15 protein-coding genes are annotated in these 16,171 nt (G+C 72.4%); 9 read left to right on the forward strand and 6 right to left on the reverse strand.

The annotated features are described in order from the left end of the window. Positions 1-87 precede the first annotated feature (87 nt). The 5 genes from AMK26_RS24300 to AMK26_RS24320 are packed head-to-tail and all read left to right on the forward strand — an operon-like array spanning position 88 to position 5,135. Positions 88-963: an alpha/beta hydrolase family protein gene (locus AMK26_RS24300; protein ID WP_073756822.1), complete on the forward strand. Its 876-nt coding sequence runs from the start codon at positions 88-90 to the stop codon at positions 961-963. 52 nt (positions 964-1,015) lie between these two features. Beyond that, positions 1,016-1,855, forward strand: a complete 840-nt coding sequence (locus AMK26_RS24305; RefSeq protein WP_073756823.1) for an NAD(P)H-binding protein — start codon at positions 1,016-1,018, stop codon at positions 1,853-1,855. A gap of 35 nt (positions 1,856-1,890) precedes the next feature. Further along, on the forward strand, positions 1,891-3,258 hold the full coding sequence (locus tag AMK26_RS24310; RefSeq protein ID WP_443333189.1) for a sensor histidine kinase: 1,368 nt from the start codon (positions 1,891-1,893) through the stop codon (positions 3,256-3,258). Further along, positions 3,255-3,914 (forward strand): response regulator, encoded by a 660-nt coding sequence (locus AMK26_RS24315; RefSeq protein WP_073756824.1) that lies wholly within the window; start codon positions 3,255-3,257, stop codon positions 3,912-3,914. Before AMK26_RS24310 ends, AMK26_RS24315 begins: the two co-directional genes overlap by 4 nt. Before the next feature lie 21 nt (positions 3,915-3,935). Then, on the forward strand, positions 3,936-5,135 hold the full coding sequence (locus AMK26_RS24320; RefSeq protein WP_073756825.1) for a cytochrome P450: 1,200 nt from the start codon (positions 3,936-3,938) through the stop codon (positions 5,133-5,135). A gap of 54 nt (positions 5,136-5,189) precedes the next feature. Here the strand turns inward: AMK26_RS24320 and AMK26_RS24325 are convergent, their stop codons facing one another. Together AMK26_RS24325 and AMK26_RS24330 are read right to left on the reverse strand one after the other, a co-directional pair. After that, a complete protein-coding gene (locus AMK26_RS24325; RefSeq protein ID WP_073756826.1) occupies positions 5,190-6,749 on the reverse strand; it encodes an ABC transporter permease in 1,560 nt (519 codons plus the stop codon). After that, entirely contained in the window at positions 6,746-7,636 is an 891-nt protein-coding gene (locus AMK26_RS24330) for an ABC transporter ATP-binding protein (protein ID WP_073756827.1), read from the reverse strand. The genes AMK26_RS24325 and AMK26_RS24330 overlap by 4 nt, the downstream gene beginning before the upstream one ends. Positions 7,637-7,705: 69 nt before the next feature. Here AMK26_RS24330 and AMK26_RS24335 point away from each other — a divergent pair, with 69 nt between their 5' ends. Both AMK26_RS24335 and AMK26_RS24340 read left to right on the forward strand, forming a co-directional pair. Then, positions 7,706-8,215 (forward strand): GbsR/MarR family transcriptional regulator, encoded by a 510-nt coding sequence (locus AMK26_RS24335; protein WP_073757100.1) that lies wholly within the window; start codon positions 7,706-7,708, stop codon positions 8,213-8,215. A gap of 12 nt (positions 8,216-8,227) precedes the next feature. Next, positions 8,228-8,476: a hypothetical protein gene (locus AMK26_RS24340; protein WP_073756828.1), complete on the forward strand. Its 249-nt coding sequence runs from the start codon at positions 8,228-8,230 to the stop codon at positions 8,474-8,476. Between the two features lie 8 nt (positions 8,477-8,484). Here the strand turns inward: AMK26_RS24340 and AMK26_RS24345 are convergent, their stop codons facing one another. Continuing rightward, positions 8,485-9,297 (reverse strand): diacylglycerol kinase, encoded by an 813-nt coding sequence (locus AMK26_RS24345; RefSeq protein WP_073756829.1) that lies wholly within the window; start codon positions 9,295-9,297, stop codon positions 8,485-8,487. A gap of 174 nt (positions 9,298-9,471) precedes the next feature. Between AMK26_RS24345 and AMK26_RS24350 the strand changes: the two genes are divergently transcribed. Then, entirely contained in the window at positions 9,472-10,755 is a 1,284-nt protein-coding gene (locus AMK26_RS24350; RefSeq protein WP_073756830.1) for an adenylosuccinate synthase, read from the forward strand. 24 nt (positions 10,756-10,779) lie between these two features. On the opposite strand, the gene AMK26_RS24355 is transcribed toward AMK26_RS24350, so the two are convergent. From AMK26_RS24355 to AMK26_RS24365, 3 genes are all read right to left on the reverse strand, one after another. Continuing rightward, the gene (locus AMK26_RS24355) at positions 10,780-12,567 is read right to left on the reverse strand and encodes a serine/threonine-protein kinase (RefSeq protein ID WP_073756831.1); all 1,788 of its coding nucleotides are present in this window, start codon (positions 12,565-12,567) and stop codon (positions 10,780-10,782) included. A gap of 32 nt (positions 12,568-12,599) precedes the next feature. Beyond that, positions 12,600-14,129: a substrate-binding domain-containing protein gene (locus tag AMK26_RS24360; protein WP_073757101.1), complete on the reverse strand. Its 1,530-nt coding sequence runs from the start codon at positions 14,127-14,129 to the stop codon at positions 12,600-12,602. 410 nt (positions 14,130-14,539) lie between these two features. Further along, complete coding sequence (locus AMK26_RS24365) at positions 14,540-15,343, reverse strand: DUF2182 domain-containing protein (RefSeq protein ID WP_073757102.1); 804 nt, start codon at positions 15,341-15,343, stop codon at positions 14,540-14,542. 119 nt (positions 15,344-15,462) lie between these two features. Between AMK26_RS24365 and AMK26_RS24370 the strand changes: the two genes are divergently transcribed. Beyond that, positions 15,463-16,128, forward strand: coding sequence for a DUF1326 domain-containing protein (locus AMK26_RS24370; RefSeq protein ID WP_073756832.1), 666 nt, complete (start codon positions 15,463-15,465; stop codon positions 16,126-16,128). Positions 16,129-16,171 lie beyond the last annotated feature (43 nt).

The following is a 16,171-nucleotide window of genomic DNA, read 5'->3' on the forward strand; positions in this document are numbered from 1 at the left end:
GTTCGGCCTGATCTGCGGGGGCGCCAGTCCTGGTACCGTCCCCGCAGGTCAGGTCAATTCGGCCCCGTCACCGAAAGGTTGAGCACCATGCCCGACCCCGCCGCGCGCGACGCCGCCGAGGAAGCATCGGCCCTGTCGCATCCGGCCGTCGACCCGGACTCCACCGCTTCGTACGGTGCGCACCCGGACCAGGTCGTGGACTTCTACGCCCCTCGCGAGGCGCGCGGGGGCGACCGCGCACCGCTCGTCGTCGTGCTGCACGGCGGGGCGTGGCGGGCGCCGTACGACCGGCGGCACATCACTCCTTTCGTGGATTATCTGGCCCGGCGCGGTTTCGCCGTGGCCAACGTCGAGTACCGGCGGGGCAGGGACATCCCCGCGCAGGGCGCCGCCGGACCGGTCGCCGGGCGGTGGCCGGAGACGTTCGACGACGTGGCCGCCGCACTGGACGCGCTGCCCGGTCTCGTACGCGCCCATCTGCCGCAGGCCGACCCGCGCCGTACGGTCGTCACCGGCCACTCGGCGGGCGGGCACCTGGCGCTGTGGGCCGCCGCCCGGCACGTCCTGCCCGTCGACGCCCGCTGGTGGCTGGACGCCCCGCCTCCACTGCGCGGGGTCGTCGCCCTGTCGCCCATCGCGCACTTCGAGCGGGCGGTGGAGCTGGACGTGTGCGGGGGCGCGGTGACGCAGCTGCTCGGCGAGGGCGCCGGCGCCGAGCTGCGCGCCGGGTACGCCGACCCGGCCGCGCTGCTGCCGACCGGGATCGCCACGGCGGTGGTCCAGGGCCGCGAGGACACCGTCGTACCGCAGGCCGTCGCCGAGGCGTATGTGGACGCGGCGGCGAAGGCGGGCGAGATGGTCGGGCTGACGCTGCTGGACGGTGTCGGGCACTTCCCGCTGATCGACCCGGCGGCGGACGCGTGCGCGGTGGTCGCGGAGGAGATCGCCCAACTGGCCTGGTGAGCCCCGCCGTTGAGGACAGGAGCTGACCGCGAGGGTGCGTAGCGTCAGCGGCATGACGAACCACACGAACCACACGAACCTCGTGACCGGAGCAACCGGAACCGTCGGCCGCCAGGTGGTCGCCGAACTGCTGCGCCTCGGGCAGCCCGTCCGCGCCCTGACCCGTGACCCCGCCACGGCGGACTTCCCGGACGGCGTCGAGGTCGTACGCGGCGACCTCACCGACCCCGGCACCCTCACCGCCGCCCTGGACGGGGCCACCGGCCTGCACCTGATCACCTTCGGCGGCGCGTACTTCGCCCCGCTGGAGACCGGCCCGCGCATCATGGAGCTGGCCCGCGAGGCCGGCGTACGGCGCGTCACCGTCCTCAACGGCGGCGGCCCCACCCCGCTGGAGGACGCGGTGCGCGGGAGCGGCTTGCCATGGACGGTGCTCATGCCGGTGGAGTTCATGGGCAACGCCCTGGAGTGGGCGGAGGGCATCCGTACGAAGGACGAGGTGTGCGAGCCCTTCACCGGCCGGCTCAGCGCCATGGTCCACGAGGGCGACATCGGCGCCGTCGCGGCGGTGGCGCTCACCGAGGACGGGCACGCCGGGCAGGAGTACCTGATCACGGGTCCCGAGGTGCTCACGCTCCAGGACAAGGTCGACGCGATCGCGGCGGCCCGGGGCCGGGAGATACGGCTGGTGGAGATGTCCGAGGCGGAGGCGGTCGAGCGGTGGCGGGCGGAGGGCCGGCCGTGGGACGTGATCGACTTCCTGGTGGCGGTGTACCGGGACACCCCGGTGGAGGGGCGTACGGTCCTCGACACCGTGGAGAAGGTCACAGGGCGCCCGGCCCGGACGTTCGCCCAGTGGGCCAGGGAGCACGCGGACACGTTCCGCGCCTGATCAGGCGCCTGATCATGCCCCTGATCAGCCGCTGGATCAGCGGTGTAGTACTCCAGGGGGACGCGGAAGGATCCGCATTCAAGGTGACGACCGCGTCCCCGCCCTTGCTTACCGTTGCTGACGTGACCGACACCAAGACCCGCAGCCCGGAGTACCGGCTGGCGCAGGGCCTGCTCCAAGGGCTGCGCCGCGAGCTGTTCCATGACGTCCTCGCCTACCGGCTGCTGCCGCCCATGCGCACCGACGGCCCGGTGACCAGGCGGCTCCCGGGCCGGATACGCCGGTACGCGGCCTGGACGCCGCACGCCCTGGTGGCCGGCGCGGCCCTGCTGGTGCTGGCCGTCGCGCACGACGTGCGCCACTTCGTGTTCGGCGTCGTCCCGGCCGCCGCGGTCCTGCTCACGCTCGTCCGGCCGGTCGCCGCGTTCTGGCTGTCGCTGCTGTCGGCACCGTTCGTCGTGCTGGTGAGCGGCGGCGGCTGGGGCGACTGGCCCTGGTCGCCCGACTACATGGTGGCGCACCTGGTGGTGCTGACCGTGGTGGCGGCCCGGACCCGGCCGCGCACCGCCGTCTGGATGTGGGCCCTCACCGCGCTGTACGGGGCCTTCGCCGAAGCCGTCCTCGGCCGGGGGTACAGCTCGACCGTCGGGCCCATGCTGGTCGTCTCGGCCATGGCCCTGCTCGTCGTCACCGTCCTCCACACCCGCCGCGAGGCGAAGGAGGAGGTCACCGCCCAGCAGACGGTCACCGCGCGGGAGCGGTCCAGGCGCACGCTGCTGGAGGAGCGCACCACCATCGCCCGCGAGCTGCACGACGTGGTGGCCCACCACATGTCGGTCGTCGCCATCCAGGCGGAGGCCGCCCCCTACCGCGTGGAGAACCCGCCGCCCGAGCTGGAGCAGGCCTTCGCCACCATCCGCGAGAACGCGGTCGCCGCGCTGACCGAGCTGCGCCGCATCCTCGGCGTCGTACGGGCCGAGGACTACGAGGCGCCCGACGCGCCCCAGCCGACGCTCGCCGACCTGGACGCCCTGATCGCCAACGTCCGTGACGCGGGCCTGAGCGTGGACGCCACGGTCACCGGCGCGGCGCGCGAGCTGCCGCAGGGCGTGGAGCTGTCCGCGTACCGGATCGTGCAGGAGGCGCTCAGCAACGTGCTGCGGCACGCGCCGGGCGCGGCGGCGAAGGTGGAGGTGTCGTACGTGCTCGGCGGCCTGGGCCTGCGGGTGGTGAACGGCCCGGCGCGCGGCTTGGTGAAGCCGTCCCCCGGTGCCGGGCACGGCATCACGGGCATGCGGGAGCGGGTGGCGATGCTGAACGGCGAGATGACGGCCGAGGCCACCGGGGACGGCGGCTACGAGGTCGCGGCCTTCATCCCCGCGCAGCGGCAGGAGTCGGCATGACCATCCGCGTACTGATCGTCGACGACCAGATGATGGTCCGGGAGGGCTTCTCGGTCCTCCTGAACGCGATGCCCGACATCGAGGTCGTCGGCGAGGCCGTCAACGGCCGGGAGGCGGTCCGGCAGGTCGAGGCGCTGCGCCCGGACGTGGTCCTGATGGACATCCGCATGCCGGAGATGAACGGCATCGACGCCACCCGCGAGATCGTCGCCGCGGACGGCGACGCGAAGGTGCTGGTCCTGACGACGTTCGACCTGGACGAGTACGTCTACCAGGCGCTGCGCGCCGGGGCGTCCGGCTTTCTGCTGAAGGACGCCTCCGCGCGGCAGCTCGCGGACGGGGTACGAGTGGTGGCGGGCGGCGAGGCGCTGCTGGCGCCGACGGTCACCAAGCGCCTGATCACCGAGTTCGCCAAGACCGCCGAAGCGTCCCGCCCGCCGGCCCTGGCCCAGGTGGGCGACCTGACGGAACGGGAGACGGAGGTGCTGGTGCTGATCGCCCAGGGCCTGTCGAACGGCGAGATCGCGTCCCACCTGGTGGTCGCCGAGTCCACGATCAAGACGCATGTGAGCCGCATCCTGGTGAAGCTCGGCCTCCGCGACCGTACGCAGGCGGCGGTGTTCGCGTACGAGGCGAGGCTGGTGACTCCCGGCTGAGCCCCGCATAAGGTCGGGCGCATGGACTTCGACCCGTGGTCGCCCGCGTTCGTCGCCGATCCGTACCCCGCGTACGCCGAGCTGCGTGCGCGGGGCCGGGTGCACTGGTTCGAGCCGGCCCGGCAGTTCCTCGTCCCGCGCCACGCCGACGTGTCCGCGCTGCTGCGTGACCGGCGGCTGGGGCGGACGTACCGGCACCGGTTCACGCACGAGGAGTTCGGCCGTACGCCGCCCCCGGCCGCGCACGAGCCGTTCCACGTCCTGAACGACCACGGGATGCTGGACCTGGAGCCGCCGGACCACACCCGCATCCGGCGCCTGGTGTCGAAGGCGTTCACCCCGCGTACGGTCGAGCGGCTGAAACCGTACGTCCACCGGCTGGCGGGCGAGCTGGTCGACACCCTGGTCGCGGACGGCGGGGGCGATCTGCTGACGGCCGTGGCCGAACCGCTGCCGGTCGCCGTCATCGCGGAGATGCTCGGCATCCCGCAGTCCGACCGGGCGCCGCTGCGGCCGTGGTCGGCGGACATCTGCGGGATGTACGAGCTGAACCCGGACGAGGAGACGGCCGCCCGCGCGGTCAGGGCGTCGCTGGAGTTCTCCGCGTACCTGCGGGAGCTGATCGCCGAGCGGCGCGCATCCCCCGGGGAGGACCTGATCAGCGCGCTGATCGGCGCGTACGAGGAGGGCGACCGGCTCAGCGAGCAGGAGATGATCTCCACCTGCGTCCTGCTGCTGAACGCCGGCCACGAGGCGACGGTGAACGCCACGGTGGGCGGCTGGTGGACCCTGTTCCGGCACCCGGAGCAGCTCGCCGCCCTGCGCGCCGGTCGCGTCGAGGTGTCCACAGCTGTGGAGGAGCTGCTCCGCCACGACACCCCGCTGCAGATGTTCGAGCGCTGGGTGCTGGACGACATCGAGATCGACGGCACCACCGTCCCGCGCGGCTCGGAGATCGCCCTGCTCTTCGGCTCGGCCAACCGCGACGCGGACGCCTTCGACCGCCCCGACACGCTGGACCTGTCCCGCCGGGACAACCCGCACATCTCCTTCGGCGCGGGCGTCCACTACTGCATCGGCGCCCCGCTGGCCCGTATCGAGCTGGCCGCGTCGATGGAGGCGCTGCTGGAACGGGCGCCCGCGCTCCGGCTCGTGAAGGAGCCGGAGCGCAAGCCGAACTTCGTGATCCGGGGGCTGGAGGGGCTGGTGGTGGAGGTCTGAGCCTGCCTGTCAGGGTCCGTGCTTCCGGGTCCGGCCTCATGGGCCTCCAGGTCCTCAGGTCAGCACGTCCCGCCGCCGCAGCCCCGCCAGGCCGCCCGCCACCAGGGCGGCCGCCAGGGCGGCGAGGAGCAGGACGGGAGTCCAGGACATCTCCGCGCCCGGCAGCTTCGGCAGGTGCCCGTACGGTGACAGGTCCAGGGCGGCCTGCGGCAGGTCCAGCGCCGGGCCGATCCAGCCCAGGACCAGGCACAGCCCCGCCACGCCCCATGCCGCGACCGCCGCCTTCGGGAACGCCCCGTGCAGCAGCACCGCCAGGCCCCCGAGCACCCAGATCGCCGGGAGCTGGGCGAGCGCGGCGCCCAGCACGGGGCCGCCGTCCCTGCCGTACGAGAGCGTCAGCCCGGCGCCCGCCGCGACCATCAGCAGTGCCGCGCCGCCGAAGGCGATGACCAGATGGCCCGCCGCCCAGCGCAGCCGGCCGACCGCGCATCCGAGGACCGGCTCGGCCCGCTGCGAGGTCTCCTCGCCGTACAGCCTGAGCACCGATCCGACGACGTACAGCGCCGCGACCATTCCGAAGAGGCCGACCATGGCGGCGAGGAAGGCGTTCTCCAGGCCCGACTGCCCGCCCATCCGCTCGAAGATCTGCCTGGCCTGCTCGTTGTCGCCGACCAGGTCGCTCGCGCCCTCGACCATGCCGCCGAAGACCACGCCTGCGACCAGGAAGCCGAGCGTCCAGCCCAGCAGGCTGCCGCGCTGCAGCCGCCAGGCCAGGCCGCCCGCCGTGGCGATGCGGCCGGAGGCCGGGCCGGGGCGGGCGGGCAGGAAGCCCATGCCGACATCGCGGCGCCCTGCCAGCGCGTACGCCACCGTGCCCTGGACGGCGACCGCCCCCGCCATCAGCGGGAGCACCCACCAGCGCTCGCCGGCGAAGGCGCGGACGTTCTCCGCCCAGCCGACGGGGGAGAGCCAGGTCAGTGCGCGCGAGTCCCCCGCGTCACCGGCCGCCCGCAGGACGAAGGCGAGACCGAGGACCGCCGCCGTCAGGCCCTTGGCGAGCCGGGCGCTCTCGGTGAGCTGGGCGACGATCGCGGCCATGGTGGCGAAGACCATGCCGGTGCCGCCGACCGCGAGGCCGAGCGCGAGCGCCCCTGCCACGCCCTCGCCGGACAGCCCGGCGGTGATGATCAGCGCGACGGCGGCGTTGGCGACGAGGGCGGTGAGCAGCGCGGCCGTCAGCGGCGCCCGGCGGCCCACCCGGGCGGCCGACAGCATCTCCTGACGGCCCGTCTCCTCTTCCTCCCGGGTGTGCCGTACGACGATGATCAGGCTCATCACGGCCGCCAGCACCGCCGCGAACGTGGCGAACCGCCAGGCGACCAGCGCGCCGGTCGAGTCGCCGAACACCGGCCCGTACAGCGAGCGCATCGAGCTGTTGGCGGTCATCGACGCGGCGACGTCGGCACGCTTCGCGGGCGTGTCGTACAGGGCCTTCAGCGAGCCGGAGCCGCTCGCGACCATGCCGCCGACCACCACGGTCCACAGCGGCAGCATCAGCCGGTCGCGGCGCAGCGCGAGCCGTGTGAGGGTACCGGTCCCGGTGAGGGCGCTCATCGCCCGGCCTCCTCGTAGTGGCGGAGGAACAGCTCCTCCAGGGTGGGCGGGGTGCTGGTCAGGGAGCGGACGCCGGTCTCCGTCAGGGACCTGAGCACCGCGTCCAGCCGGTCGCTCTCCACCTGGAGGCTGACGCGGTTGCCCCGTACGTCGAGGTCGTGGACGCCCGGCAGGTGCGCGAGGCCGTTGGGCGGCCCGGCCAGCTCGGCGGTGACGCTCGTACGGGTGAGGTGGCGCAGCTCGGCGAGGGAGCCGGTCTCGACGGTGCGCCCCTTGCGGATGATGCTGACGCGGTCGCAGAGGCTCTCCACCTCGCTGAGGATGTGGGACGAGAGCAGGATCGTCCGGCCGCGCTCGCGCTCTTCGGTGACGCACCGCTGGAAGACCTCCTCCATGAGCGGGTCGAGGCCGCTCGTCGGCTCGTCGAGGATCAGCACGTCCACGTCCGACGCGAAGGCGGCGACGAGGGCGACCTTCTGGCGGTTGCCCTTGGAGTACGTACGCCCCTTCTTGGTCGGGTCGAGTTCGAACCGCTCGATGAGCCGGGCGCGGCGGGCGGTGTCGAGCCCTCCGCGCAGCCGCCCGTACAGGTCGATGACCTCGCCGCCGGAGAGGTTGCGCCACAGGGTGACGTCGCCGGGGACGTACGCCACGCGCCGGTGCAGCTCGACGGCGTCGTGCCAGGGGTCGCGGCCGAGGAGCTGGGCGGCGCCGGAGTCGGCGCGCAGCAGACCCAGCAGGACGCGGATGGTGGTGGACTTGCCGGCGCCGTTGGGGCCGAGGAAGCCGTGGACCTCGCCGGTCGCGACGGTCAGGTCGAGCCCGTCCAGTGCGTGCGTCCGTCCGAACGACTTGTGGAGTCCGGAGACGGTGATGGCGTTCGTCATGCTTCTGAACGTAGGGTGGTTTCACAAATTTGTGAAGTTAAGGAACCGTATAAAGTCAGGGGCATGTCCATGGGGAACGAGGAATCGCCGGAGCCGGTCAGCCGCTCCGACGGAGAACAGCCGGCCGGCCGCTTCGTGGAGCGCTTCGCCGCCGAGCTGGCCGAGGCGGGCATGCAGCGCATGGCCTCCCGGGTGTTCGCCGCGCTGCTCGCCTCCGAGAGCGGCTCGCTGACCTCCGCGGAGCTCTCCGAGCGGCTGCGGATCAGTCCGGCCGCCGTGTCCGGCGCCATCCGCTACCTCAACCAGGTCGGCATGGTCAGCCGCGAGCGCGAGCCGGGTTCGCGGCGCGACCGGTACGTCCTGCACAACGAGCTCTGGTACGAGACCTTCACCCGTCGCGACCAGATCCTCTCCCGCTGGGAGACGGTCCTGCGCGACGGTGCCGAGACGCTGGGCCCCGACTCGGCGGCGGGGGCACGGGTGGCGGAGACGGCGGAGTTCTTCGCCTTCCTGCAGAAGGAGATGCGCGAACTGCTGGACCGCTGGCGGGAGCACCGGAGTGCGACGCGGCCCGAATGAGATCATGGACGAATGTCTGTCGTCCTGCGTCGCACCGCCGCTGTCGCCGTCCTGATCGCCGGGGCCGCCCCCGGCTTCTGGGTCGTGTTCGGAGCGCCCCACGACCGGGTGGGTGGCATGCGGCTGCTGAAGTCCGCCCTGGGCCTGTCCTCGCTGGGCATGATCAGTGCCGGCGCGTGGCTGCTGTTCCCCGGGAGCCCGGACGACGACGAGGACGACACGTCGACCCCGCCCATGACCGGCCCGCTCGACGCCCTGTAGGCGCCGCCCTACCCCGCCGGCAGCGTCAGCGACCAGGCCGCCGGGCGCACCGTCCACGTACGCGTCCACACCGGCCCCGTCACCAGCGCGTCCGCCCGGTAGCGGAACGAGGCGCCCGAGATGGTGACGGCGGTCGCCTCCGCACGTACCGGTTCCGCCGCCCTGGGGCGTACGACGACCTCGGCGATCCCGCCCCGGGAGAGCACCGTCACGCCCTCCACCGGGTCGTTCAGGTCGCACAGGAGCCGCCCGTCGGCCTCCACGCGCAGCCGGTGCGGCCGTGCCGTACGTATCGCCGGGACCGAGGGCGCCGGGCGGACCAGCGTCCGGACGAGGGACCGGCAGGTGTCCCACACCGAGCCGGGCTCGACCACCGACAGCCCCGAAGGCCCCTCCGGGATCCGCAGCCCCCGCACCACCACGCCGTCGCTGTCGTCGACCAGCAGGTCCAGCCGCCGCGCCGCCCCGTCCAGCACCGCCCGCGCGGCGGCCACCGCGCCCAGCGGCACGCCCAGCGCCCCGGCCAGCTCCACCGCCCCGCGCGGCCCCACCGGAACCAGCGACAGCGCCCCGTCCGCCAGCTCCCGCTCCCGGTGCAGCAGCCCCACCGCCCGCAGCAGCGCCCGGTCGTCCCCGATCACCACCGGCCGGCGCGCACCACGCCGGGAAAGCGCCCGGGCGAACTCCGCCGGAGTGTCCGGCAGGCAGATCTTCGCGCTCGCCCCGGCGCACAGGACGTCCTTCGCGATCCGTACGGATTCACCGTCGTTCCGGCGCGCGACCGCGTCGATGACGACCAGCAGCTGGTCGGGAGCCGACACCTCGGTCCTTCCTCGGGTAGCATCTTTGTGCAAGAGCCCCTTGCGCTATTGCGCCAGGGGCTTCGTCTATTCCGGGGCACCCGGTCCGACGGCTCAGGTTGTGTCGTACACCGTCGTACGACGTATGTACTCCCCGCGCCTTGGACATGCCCCGCCCGGAAGGGGTGTACGCCTGTGCCCGCACTTGTGCTGCTCGGTGCTCAGTGGGGTGACGAGGGCAAGGGAAAGGCCACCGACCTCCTCGGTGGATCCGTTGATTATGTGGTGCGCTACCAGGGCGGCAACAACGCCGGCCACACGGTTGTCGTAGGCGACCAGAAGTACGCGCTGCACCTTCTCCCTTCCGGAATCCTCTCGCCGGGGTGCACCCCGGTGATCGGAAACGGTGTCGTCGTCGACCCGGCGGTCCTGCTCTCCGAGCTGAGCGGGCTGAACGAGCGTGGCGTCGACACGTCGAAGCTCCTGATCAGCGGTAACGCTCACCTGATCACTCCGTACAACGTCACCCTCGACAAGGTGACGGAACGCTTCCTCGGCAAGCGCAAGATCGGTACGACCGGGCGCGGCATCGGCCCGACGTACGCCGACAAGATCAACCGCGTGGGCATCCGCGTCCAGGACCTCTACGACGAGTCGATCCTGACGCAGAAGGTCGAGGCGGCGCTGGAGCAGAAGAACCAGCTCCTCGCCAAGGTCTTCAACCGCCGCGCCATCGAGCCGGGCCGGATCGTCGAGGAGATGCTCCAGTACGCGGAGCAGATCAAGCCGTTCGTCGCCGACACGACCCTGATCCTCAACAACGCCATCGACGAGGGCAAGGTCGTCCTCTTCGAGGGCGGCCAGGGCACCCTCCTGGACGTCGATCACGGCACGTACCCCTTCGTGACCTCCTCCAACCCGACCTCCGGCGGTGCCTGCACCGGCGCGGGCGTGGGCCCCACGAAGATCAGCCGGGTCATCGGCATCCTCAAGGCGTACACCACCCGCGTGGGCGCCGGCCCGTTCCCGACCGAGCTGTTCGACGAGGACGGCGAGGCGCTGCGCCGCATCGGCGGCGAGCGTGGCGTCACCACCGGCCGCGACCGCCGCTGCGGCTGGTTCGACGCGGTCATCGCCCGGTACGCCACCCGCGTCAACGGCCTGACCGACTTCTTCCTCACCAAGCTGGACGTGCTCACCGGCTGGGAGCAGATCCCGGTCTGTGTCGCGTACGAGATCGACGGCAAGCGCGTCGAGGAGCTGCCGTACTCGCAGACCGACTTCCACCACGCGAAGCCGGTGTACGAGTACCTGCCGGGCTGGTCCGAGGACATCTCCAAGGCCAAGACCTTCTCCGACCTGCCGAAGAACGCGCAGGCGTACGTGAAGGCGCTGGAGGAGATGTCGGGCGCGCCGATCTCGGCGATCGGCGTCGGCCCCGGCCGCACCGAGACGATCGAGATCAACTCGTTCCTGTAAGGGCGCGGACGACGGGGGGCCCGGTCAGTACGTCTTGACGTACTCGCCGGGCTCCCCGTCCGCGCTCATGCCGTACACCAGCAGCACGTCCTTGCCCTCGGCGCGCTGGATCCGCAGGTTCTGCGACGAGCCCAGCAGGTAGTCCCGGCACTCCGGGTCGGCGCCGGGGTCCAGGGTCGGCGGGCCGATGACCACCAGGCCGCCCGCGCCGCCGACGACCGAGGTGCTCGCGCAGTTCAGCGAGCCGCCGGTCAGCTCGCCGGTCTCCTCGTCCGTCTTCGGGTGGCTGTCCTGGAAGTGGACGAGCTGGGCGCCGATGGGGCCCTGGCTGATGGTGATCTCGGAGGTGAAGAGGTCGCGCTCCGCCTCCGGGACCTCCGCGTGCGGGACCTGCTCCCAGGTGCCGACCATCTTCGGCGGCATGATCTCCGGCGCCGCCTGCACCTTCCGGAACGTGGCCGTCACCGCGCCCGACCTCCACTGGAGTACGTCGGGGGAGGTGAGGGTGAGCGTCTGGTGCGCGGCCGGGGTGCACTCCCTGGCGGGCACGCTCGTCGTCACGTCGCTCTCGCCGAACACCACCTTGTTCTCGTCCGCCGAGACGAGCTTCGAGCGGCCCATGCACAGCCGCTCGCCGGTGACCTGGACGTACGTGCCCGTCTTCTCGCCGGGCACGCCGGGGACGATCTCGATGCGGGCGGTCTCGTACGGGGCTTCCCGGGTGCCCTTGACGACGCCTTCCCAGGCGCCGTGGAAGGCGACGGGTATGAGGTTCTCCACCCTGGACCCGCCCATGGGGGCGTTGTGCGTGCGGGGCCAGAAGGTGAAGGCGAGGCCGCCCGCGACGGCGAGGGCGGTGACGGTGGCGGCGCCGATGAGGAGCGGGCGCCGGCTCTTCTTACGGACCGGTACGGGGGTGGGCTCGCCGTCCTCGTCCAGGAGCCGGGCGGCCAGTCGGCCGAGCTGGGCGAGCAGCCCGGCGGGCAGCCACGGGTCGGCGGGCTCGACGTGCGCGGCCAGGTGGGCGGCGGTGGGGCGGGCCGCCGGGTCCTTGGCGAGGCAGGAACGGACGAGGCCGTCCAGCTCGGCGGGCAGCCCGGTGAGGTCCGGCTCGTCGTGGGCGATGCGGAACATCATGGCGTGGACGCCGCTGTCGGCGGTGCCGAACGGCGGGCGGCCGGTCGCCGCGTACGCCAGGACCGAGCCGAGGCAGAAGATGTCCGACGCGGGGCTGAGCCGCTCGCCCCGCACCTGCTCGGGCGACATGAAGCCGGGTGACCCGACGACCGCGCCGGTGCTGGTCAGCCCGCCGTCGGTGACCGTGTCGACGGCGCGGGCGATGCCGAAGTCGATGATGCGGGGCCCGTCGACGGTGAGCAGGATGTTCCCGGGCTTCAGGTCCCGGTGGACCAGCCCGGCGGCGTGGATGTGCTCCAGGGCGCGGGCCAGCCCGACGGCCAGCGACCGCACGGACGCCGCCGGCAGCGGCCCGTACTCGTCCCCGACCACGGTGCGCAGGGACGGTCCGGCGACGTACCCGATGGCCACCCAGGGCGCCTCGGCGGCGGTGTCCGCGCCCAGCACGGGCGTGGTGCCGGCGCCGCCGACCTTCTCCAGCGCGGCCACCTCCCGGGCGAAGCGGCGCCGGAACTCGTCCTGGGCGGCGAGTTCGGCGTGCACGACCTTGACCGCGACGGTCCGGCCACCGGCCGACCGGGCCAGGTAGACGCGGCCCATGCCGCCGGACCCGAGCCTGCCGAGGAGGCGGAACGGGCCGATCTGGACGGGGTCTTCACCACTCAGAGGCTCCACGCGAACAGAGCATGCCAGAGTCCCGAGGCGGGTCACCCCTCACCGCAGACCCGCAGCCCCTCCGGCGTCGCGCAGGGCAGGTGTCCGTGCGTACGGATGACGTCCTGGCCGCTGCCCCGGCTGAGGTAGGTGAGGAAGGAGGAGGTGAGCGAGTCGGCGGGCGGCTGACCGTAGGTGTACGCGTACTCGATCTCCCGGTACGGGTAGCCGCTCTGGCGGATCTGGTCGACATCCGGACTGCGCCCGTCGATGGCGAGCCGGTGCAGCCCGCCGAGGTCGCTGCCCGAGCGGACCTCGCTGTACCCGATCGCCCCGGGCAGCCGGGCCACGGTCGCCAGGACCTGTTCCGTGCTGTCCAGCTCGCACCGCAGCACCGGAGCCTCGCGGTCGTCCTTCGTCGCGCAGTCGCGGGACGACGGGCCGGGCTCGTTGCGGCCGAGGACGCGGCGCTGGAAGACCTCCCGCGTACCGGAGTTGGCGTCCCGGCTGACGAGGAGGACGGGCAGGTCGGGGCCGTCGAGCTGGGTCCAGTTGGTGACGCCGCCGCTGTAGAGCCGCCTGATGTCCTTGAGGGCGAGGTTGCCGACGGTCACGCTGTCGTTGACGACGAGGGTGAAGAGGGAGACGGCGACGCGGCTCTCGCGAAGCTGCGGGTAGCCGCCGGGCTTGGGGCCGTCGGACAGGGCGATGACGGCCGGGGATCCGTCCTTGCTCTTCGCGCCCCGGTCCGCGAGCTCACGTATCCCCGCGGTGCTGCCGTGCGCGTCGACCTGCACGGTCGCGCCGGGGCAGTCCTTCTCGTACTTCGCCGCCAGCTCCCGTACGACGGGTGCGAAGGCCGTGGAGCCGGTGACGGTCAGGGTGCCTTTGGCGCAGCCCATGGGCGGCGGGGGCTCCTCGCGCACGATGATCGCGGCGAGCGTGATGACGCAGGCGGTGAGGAGCACGGTGACGGTGCGGGCGGCCCGGCTGAAGAGCGGGGGCTTCTCGTCGGGGGTGGCGGCGCGGTTGGGCCGTACCTTGCCGTCCCGGATGCCGCCGGTGACGGTGACCGGGCTGCCGACCCCGGCGCCGGTCAGCAGCACGAGGAGCTTGAAGTGCTCGCCCCGGTTGAGGGGGACGCGGGGCAGGTGGATCGTGCCGTCGCGGTGCTGGAGCCCGGCGGCGGCCGTGAAGTGCTCCATGAGGTGGTCGGCGCCGGGGGACTGGGTGACCGCGATGGCCCGTACGGTCCGGTCGGTGAACTCCACGGTGAGGCCGTGGGAGCCGCGCGCGGTGTAGTCGTCCCCGGCGATGGACTGGGCGCCGTCGTTCTCGACGCGGAGCAGCACGAGCGTGGCGTCGGACATGTCGGGCGTCTCGTTGAACAGCCCGAGCCGTACGTTGGCCCGGCCGCCGTTGCGGGGGTCGCTGCCGATGGGGGTGTCGAGCTGGACGCGGTAACCGATCCGCTTGCGGCGGGGCGGGACGCGGCGCTCGTACCAGAGCATGGCGGCCGAGACGAGGACGCCGAGCAGGGCCGTGGCGACGGCGATGACATTCTCGGGATTCAGCCACTCCACACGCTTCACGGTAGGCACGCGCCGCTCGAACTGGCGGCGTACGAGCAGGAGTTCGCCCAATGTTCAACCGTCGCGGGCTCTGGTCCCGGCTTTGACAGGTGCAGACCATTCGCGCTTCCGCAGGGCCGATCCCCCCACGGAAAGGCCCGCCCATGCCGCGACGCCTGCTGGTCCGCAGGTCGCACCGGAGACCGGGGTTCAGGCCTCCGGCTTTGGAATGACCGTATGGCCGACCGTTGTTGATTGCGGTGTTCGCTTCGCCTGGCGCTGGATTCACGGCACCCAAACGAAATGCCCCCGCGATGCGCCAACATCGGGGCCGCCCGGTCCTCAGCGCCGATCCCGGGCGCTACCGGGGCCACCACGTCGTGGAGTGCGGGACCGGAGCGCGCCCGGCTCCGCACCACCCGTCAGGGCATCGGCGGCATCGGCGCGTCGGACGGCTGGAGCCCCGGCAGCAGCCAGTCCTGGGACGGCGCGAGACCGGCCAGCACCAGGAAGGCGAGCCCGACCGCCGTCGAGAACACCGGCCCCAGCCGCCACAGCTTCTCGGTGAAGATCACCGCCGCCACCCCGGCCATCGCGGCGATGTTCATGACCCCGAGTGGGATGAGGACGACCATCAGCCCCCAGCAGCAGCCGACGCAGTACAGCCCGTGGTGTGCCCCCACCCGGAAATCCCGGGCCCACGGCCGGAACTGCGCGTAACGCATCAGCTGGCTCATCGGACTGCGGCAGTGCCGGAGGCAGACGTTCTTCAGCGGCCCGAGCTGCTGGAGCCCGGCCAGCAGGAACGCCGTGAAGCCGATCCACCGCCCCGCGTCGGGGTGCGTGCGGACGAGGTCTCCGGTCGCGGCCAGGGCCGCGTACGCGAGAAGCCCGAAGGCCGTCCAGACCAGCAGGTAGCCCCCGACGAAACCGGCCGTCCGGGCGGCCCGCGCCACGCCCGCCGACTCCCGGCCGATGCTCCGCGCCCAGGTGATCGCCACCGGAGCGACCGACGGCAGCATCATCGCGGCCATCATCGCCAGCCACAGCAGCAGGAACAGCGGGACGCCCATCCCCATGGTCCCCGGCTCGATGCCCATGTGCCGGGCCTGTCCGACGGTCAGCACCCACGCGAGGAGGGCGATCAGCACGAGCAGGGACCAGGCGGTCACGAGCACCCGGGGCGGAAGCAGGTTGCCCGGCCGCAGCGGCGGCTCGGTGGTCATCCGGCGGTGATACGCGGTCGTCACAGCACTCCTCCTCCCCTTCCAGGACAGCACGCCGACCCTGGTCCGGCGATCGGTGGAGGGTGCAGCATGGAAGGTGAGGTGGAGGAGGTCCGAAGATGACCGATACGACTCAGACACCGAAGACCATTCCCCGATGGCACGTCAAGGGAGACTGGTTCGACACCTGCAAATGCAACGTCCCGTGCCCCTGCTCCTTCGCGCAGCCGCCGACCTTCGGCGAATGCGACGGGATCCTGGCCTGGCACATACGCGAGGGCCGCTACGGGGATGTCACCCTCGACGGCCTCAACGTCCTGATGCTCGGCTCCTTCGTCGGCAACGTCTGGGGTGAGCACACCGACTCGTACGCCGCGATCTTCATCGACGAGCGCGCGGACGACGCCCAGCGCGACGCCATACAGACGATCTTCAGCGGTCAGGCGGGCAGCTGGCCCGCCGAATTCGTCAAGGTCGCCGACATGGAGATGCGGGGCATGGAATTCGCCCCCATCGAGTTCGCGATCGAGGACGACCTGGGCTCCTGGCGCGCCGGCATCCCCGGGCGCGTCGAGGCCCGCGCCGAGGCGCTCACCGGTCCGACGACCCCGGAGGGCGCACGCGTCCAGACCACAAACCTGCCGGGCTCCGAAACGGGGCCGGGACAGGTGGCGACCTGGGGCCGCGCAACGGCGGACCGGGCGGACGCGTACGGATTCCAGTGGAGCCGCGAGGGCCAGTCCAGCAAGCACATCACCTTCGACTGGGCGGGACCCGACCAGTAGTACTCCGACCAGTAACAGGATGCGGGACCCGGATTCCGGGCCC

It is taken from the genome of Streptomyces sp. CB03234 (genome assembly GCF_001905885.1).
GTDB lineage: Bacteria > Actinomycetota > Actinomycetes > Streptomycetales > Streptomycetaceae > Streptomyces.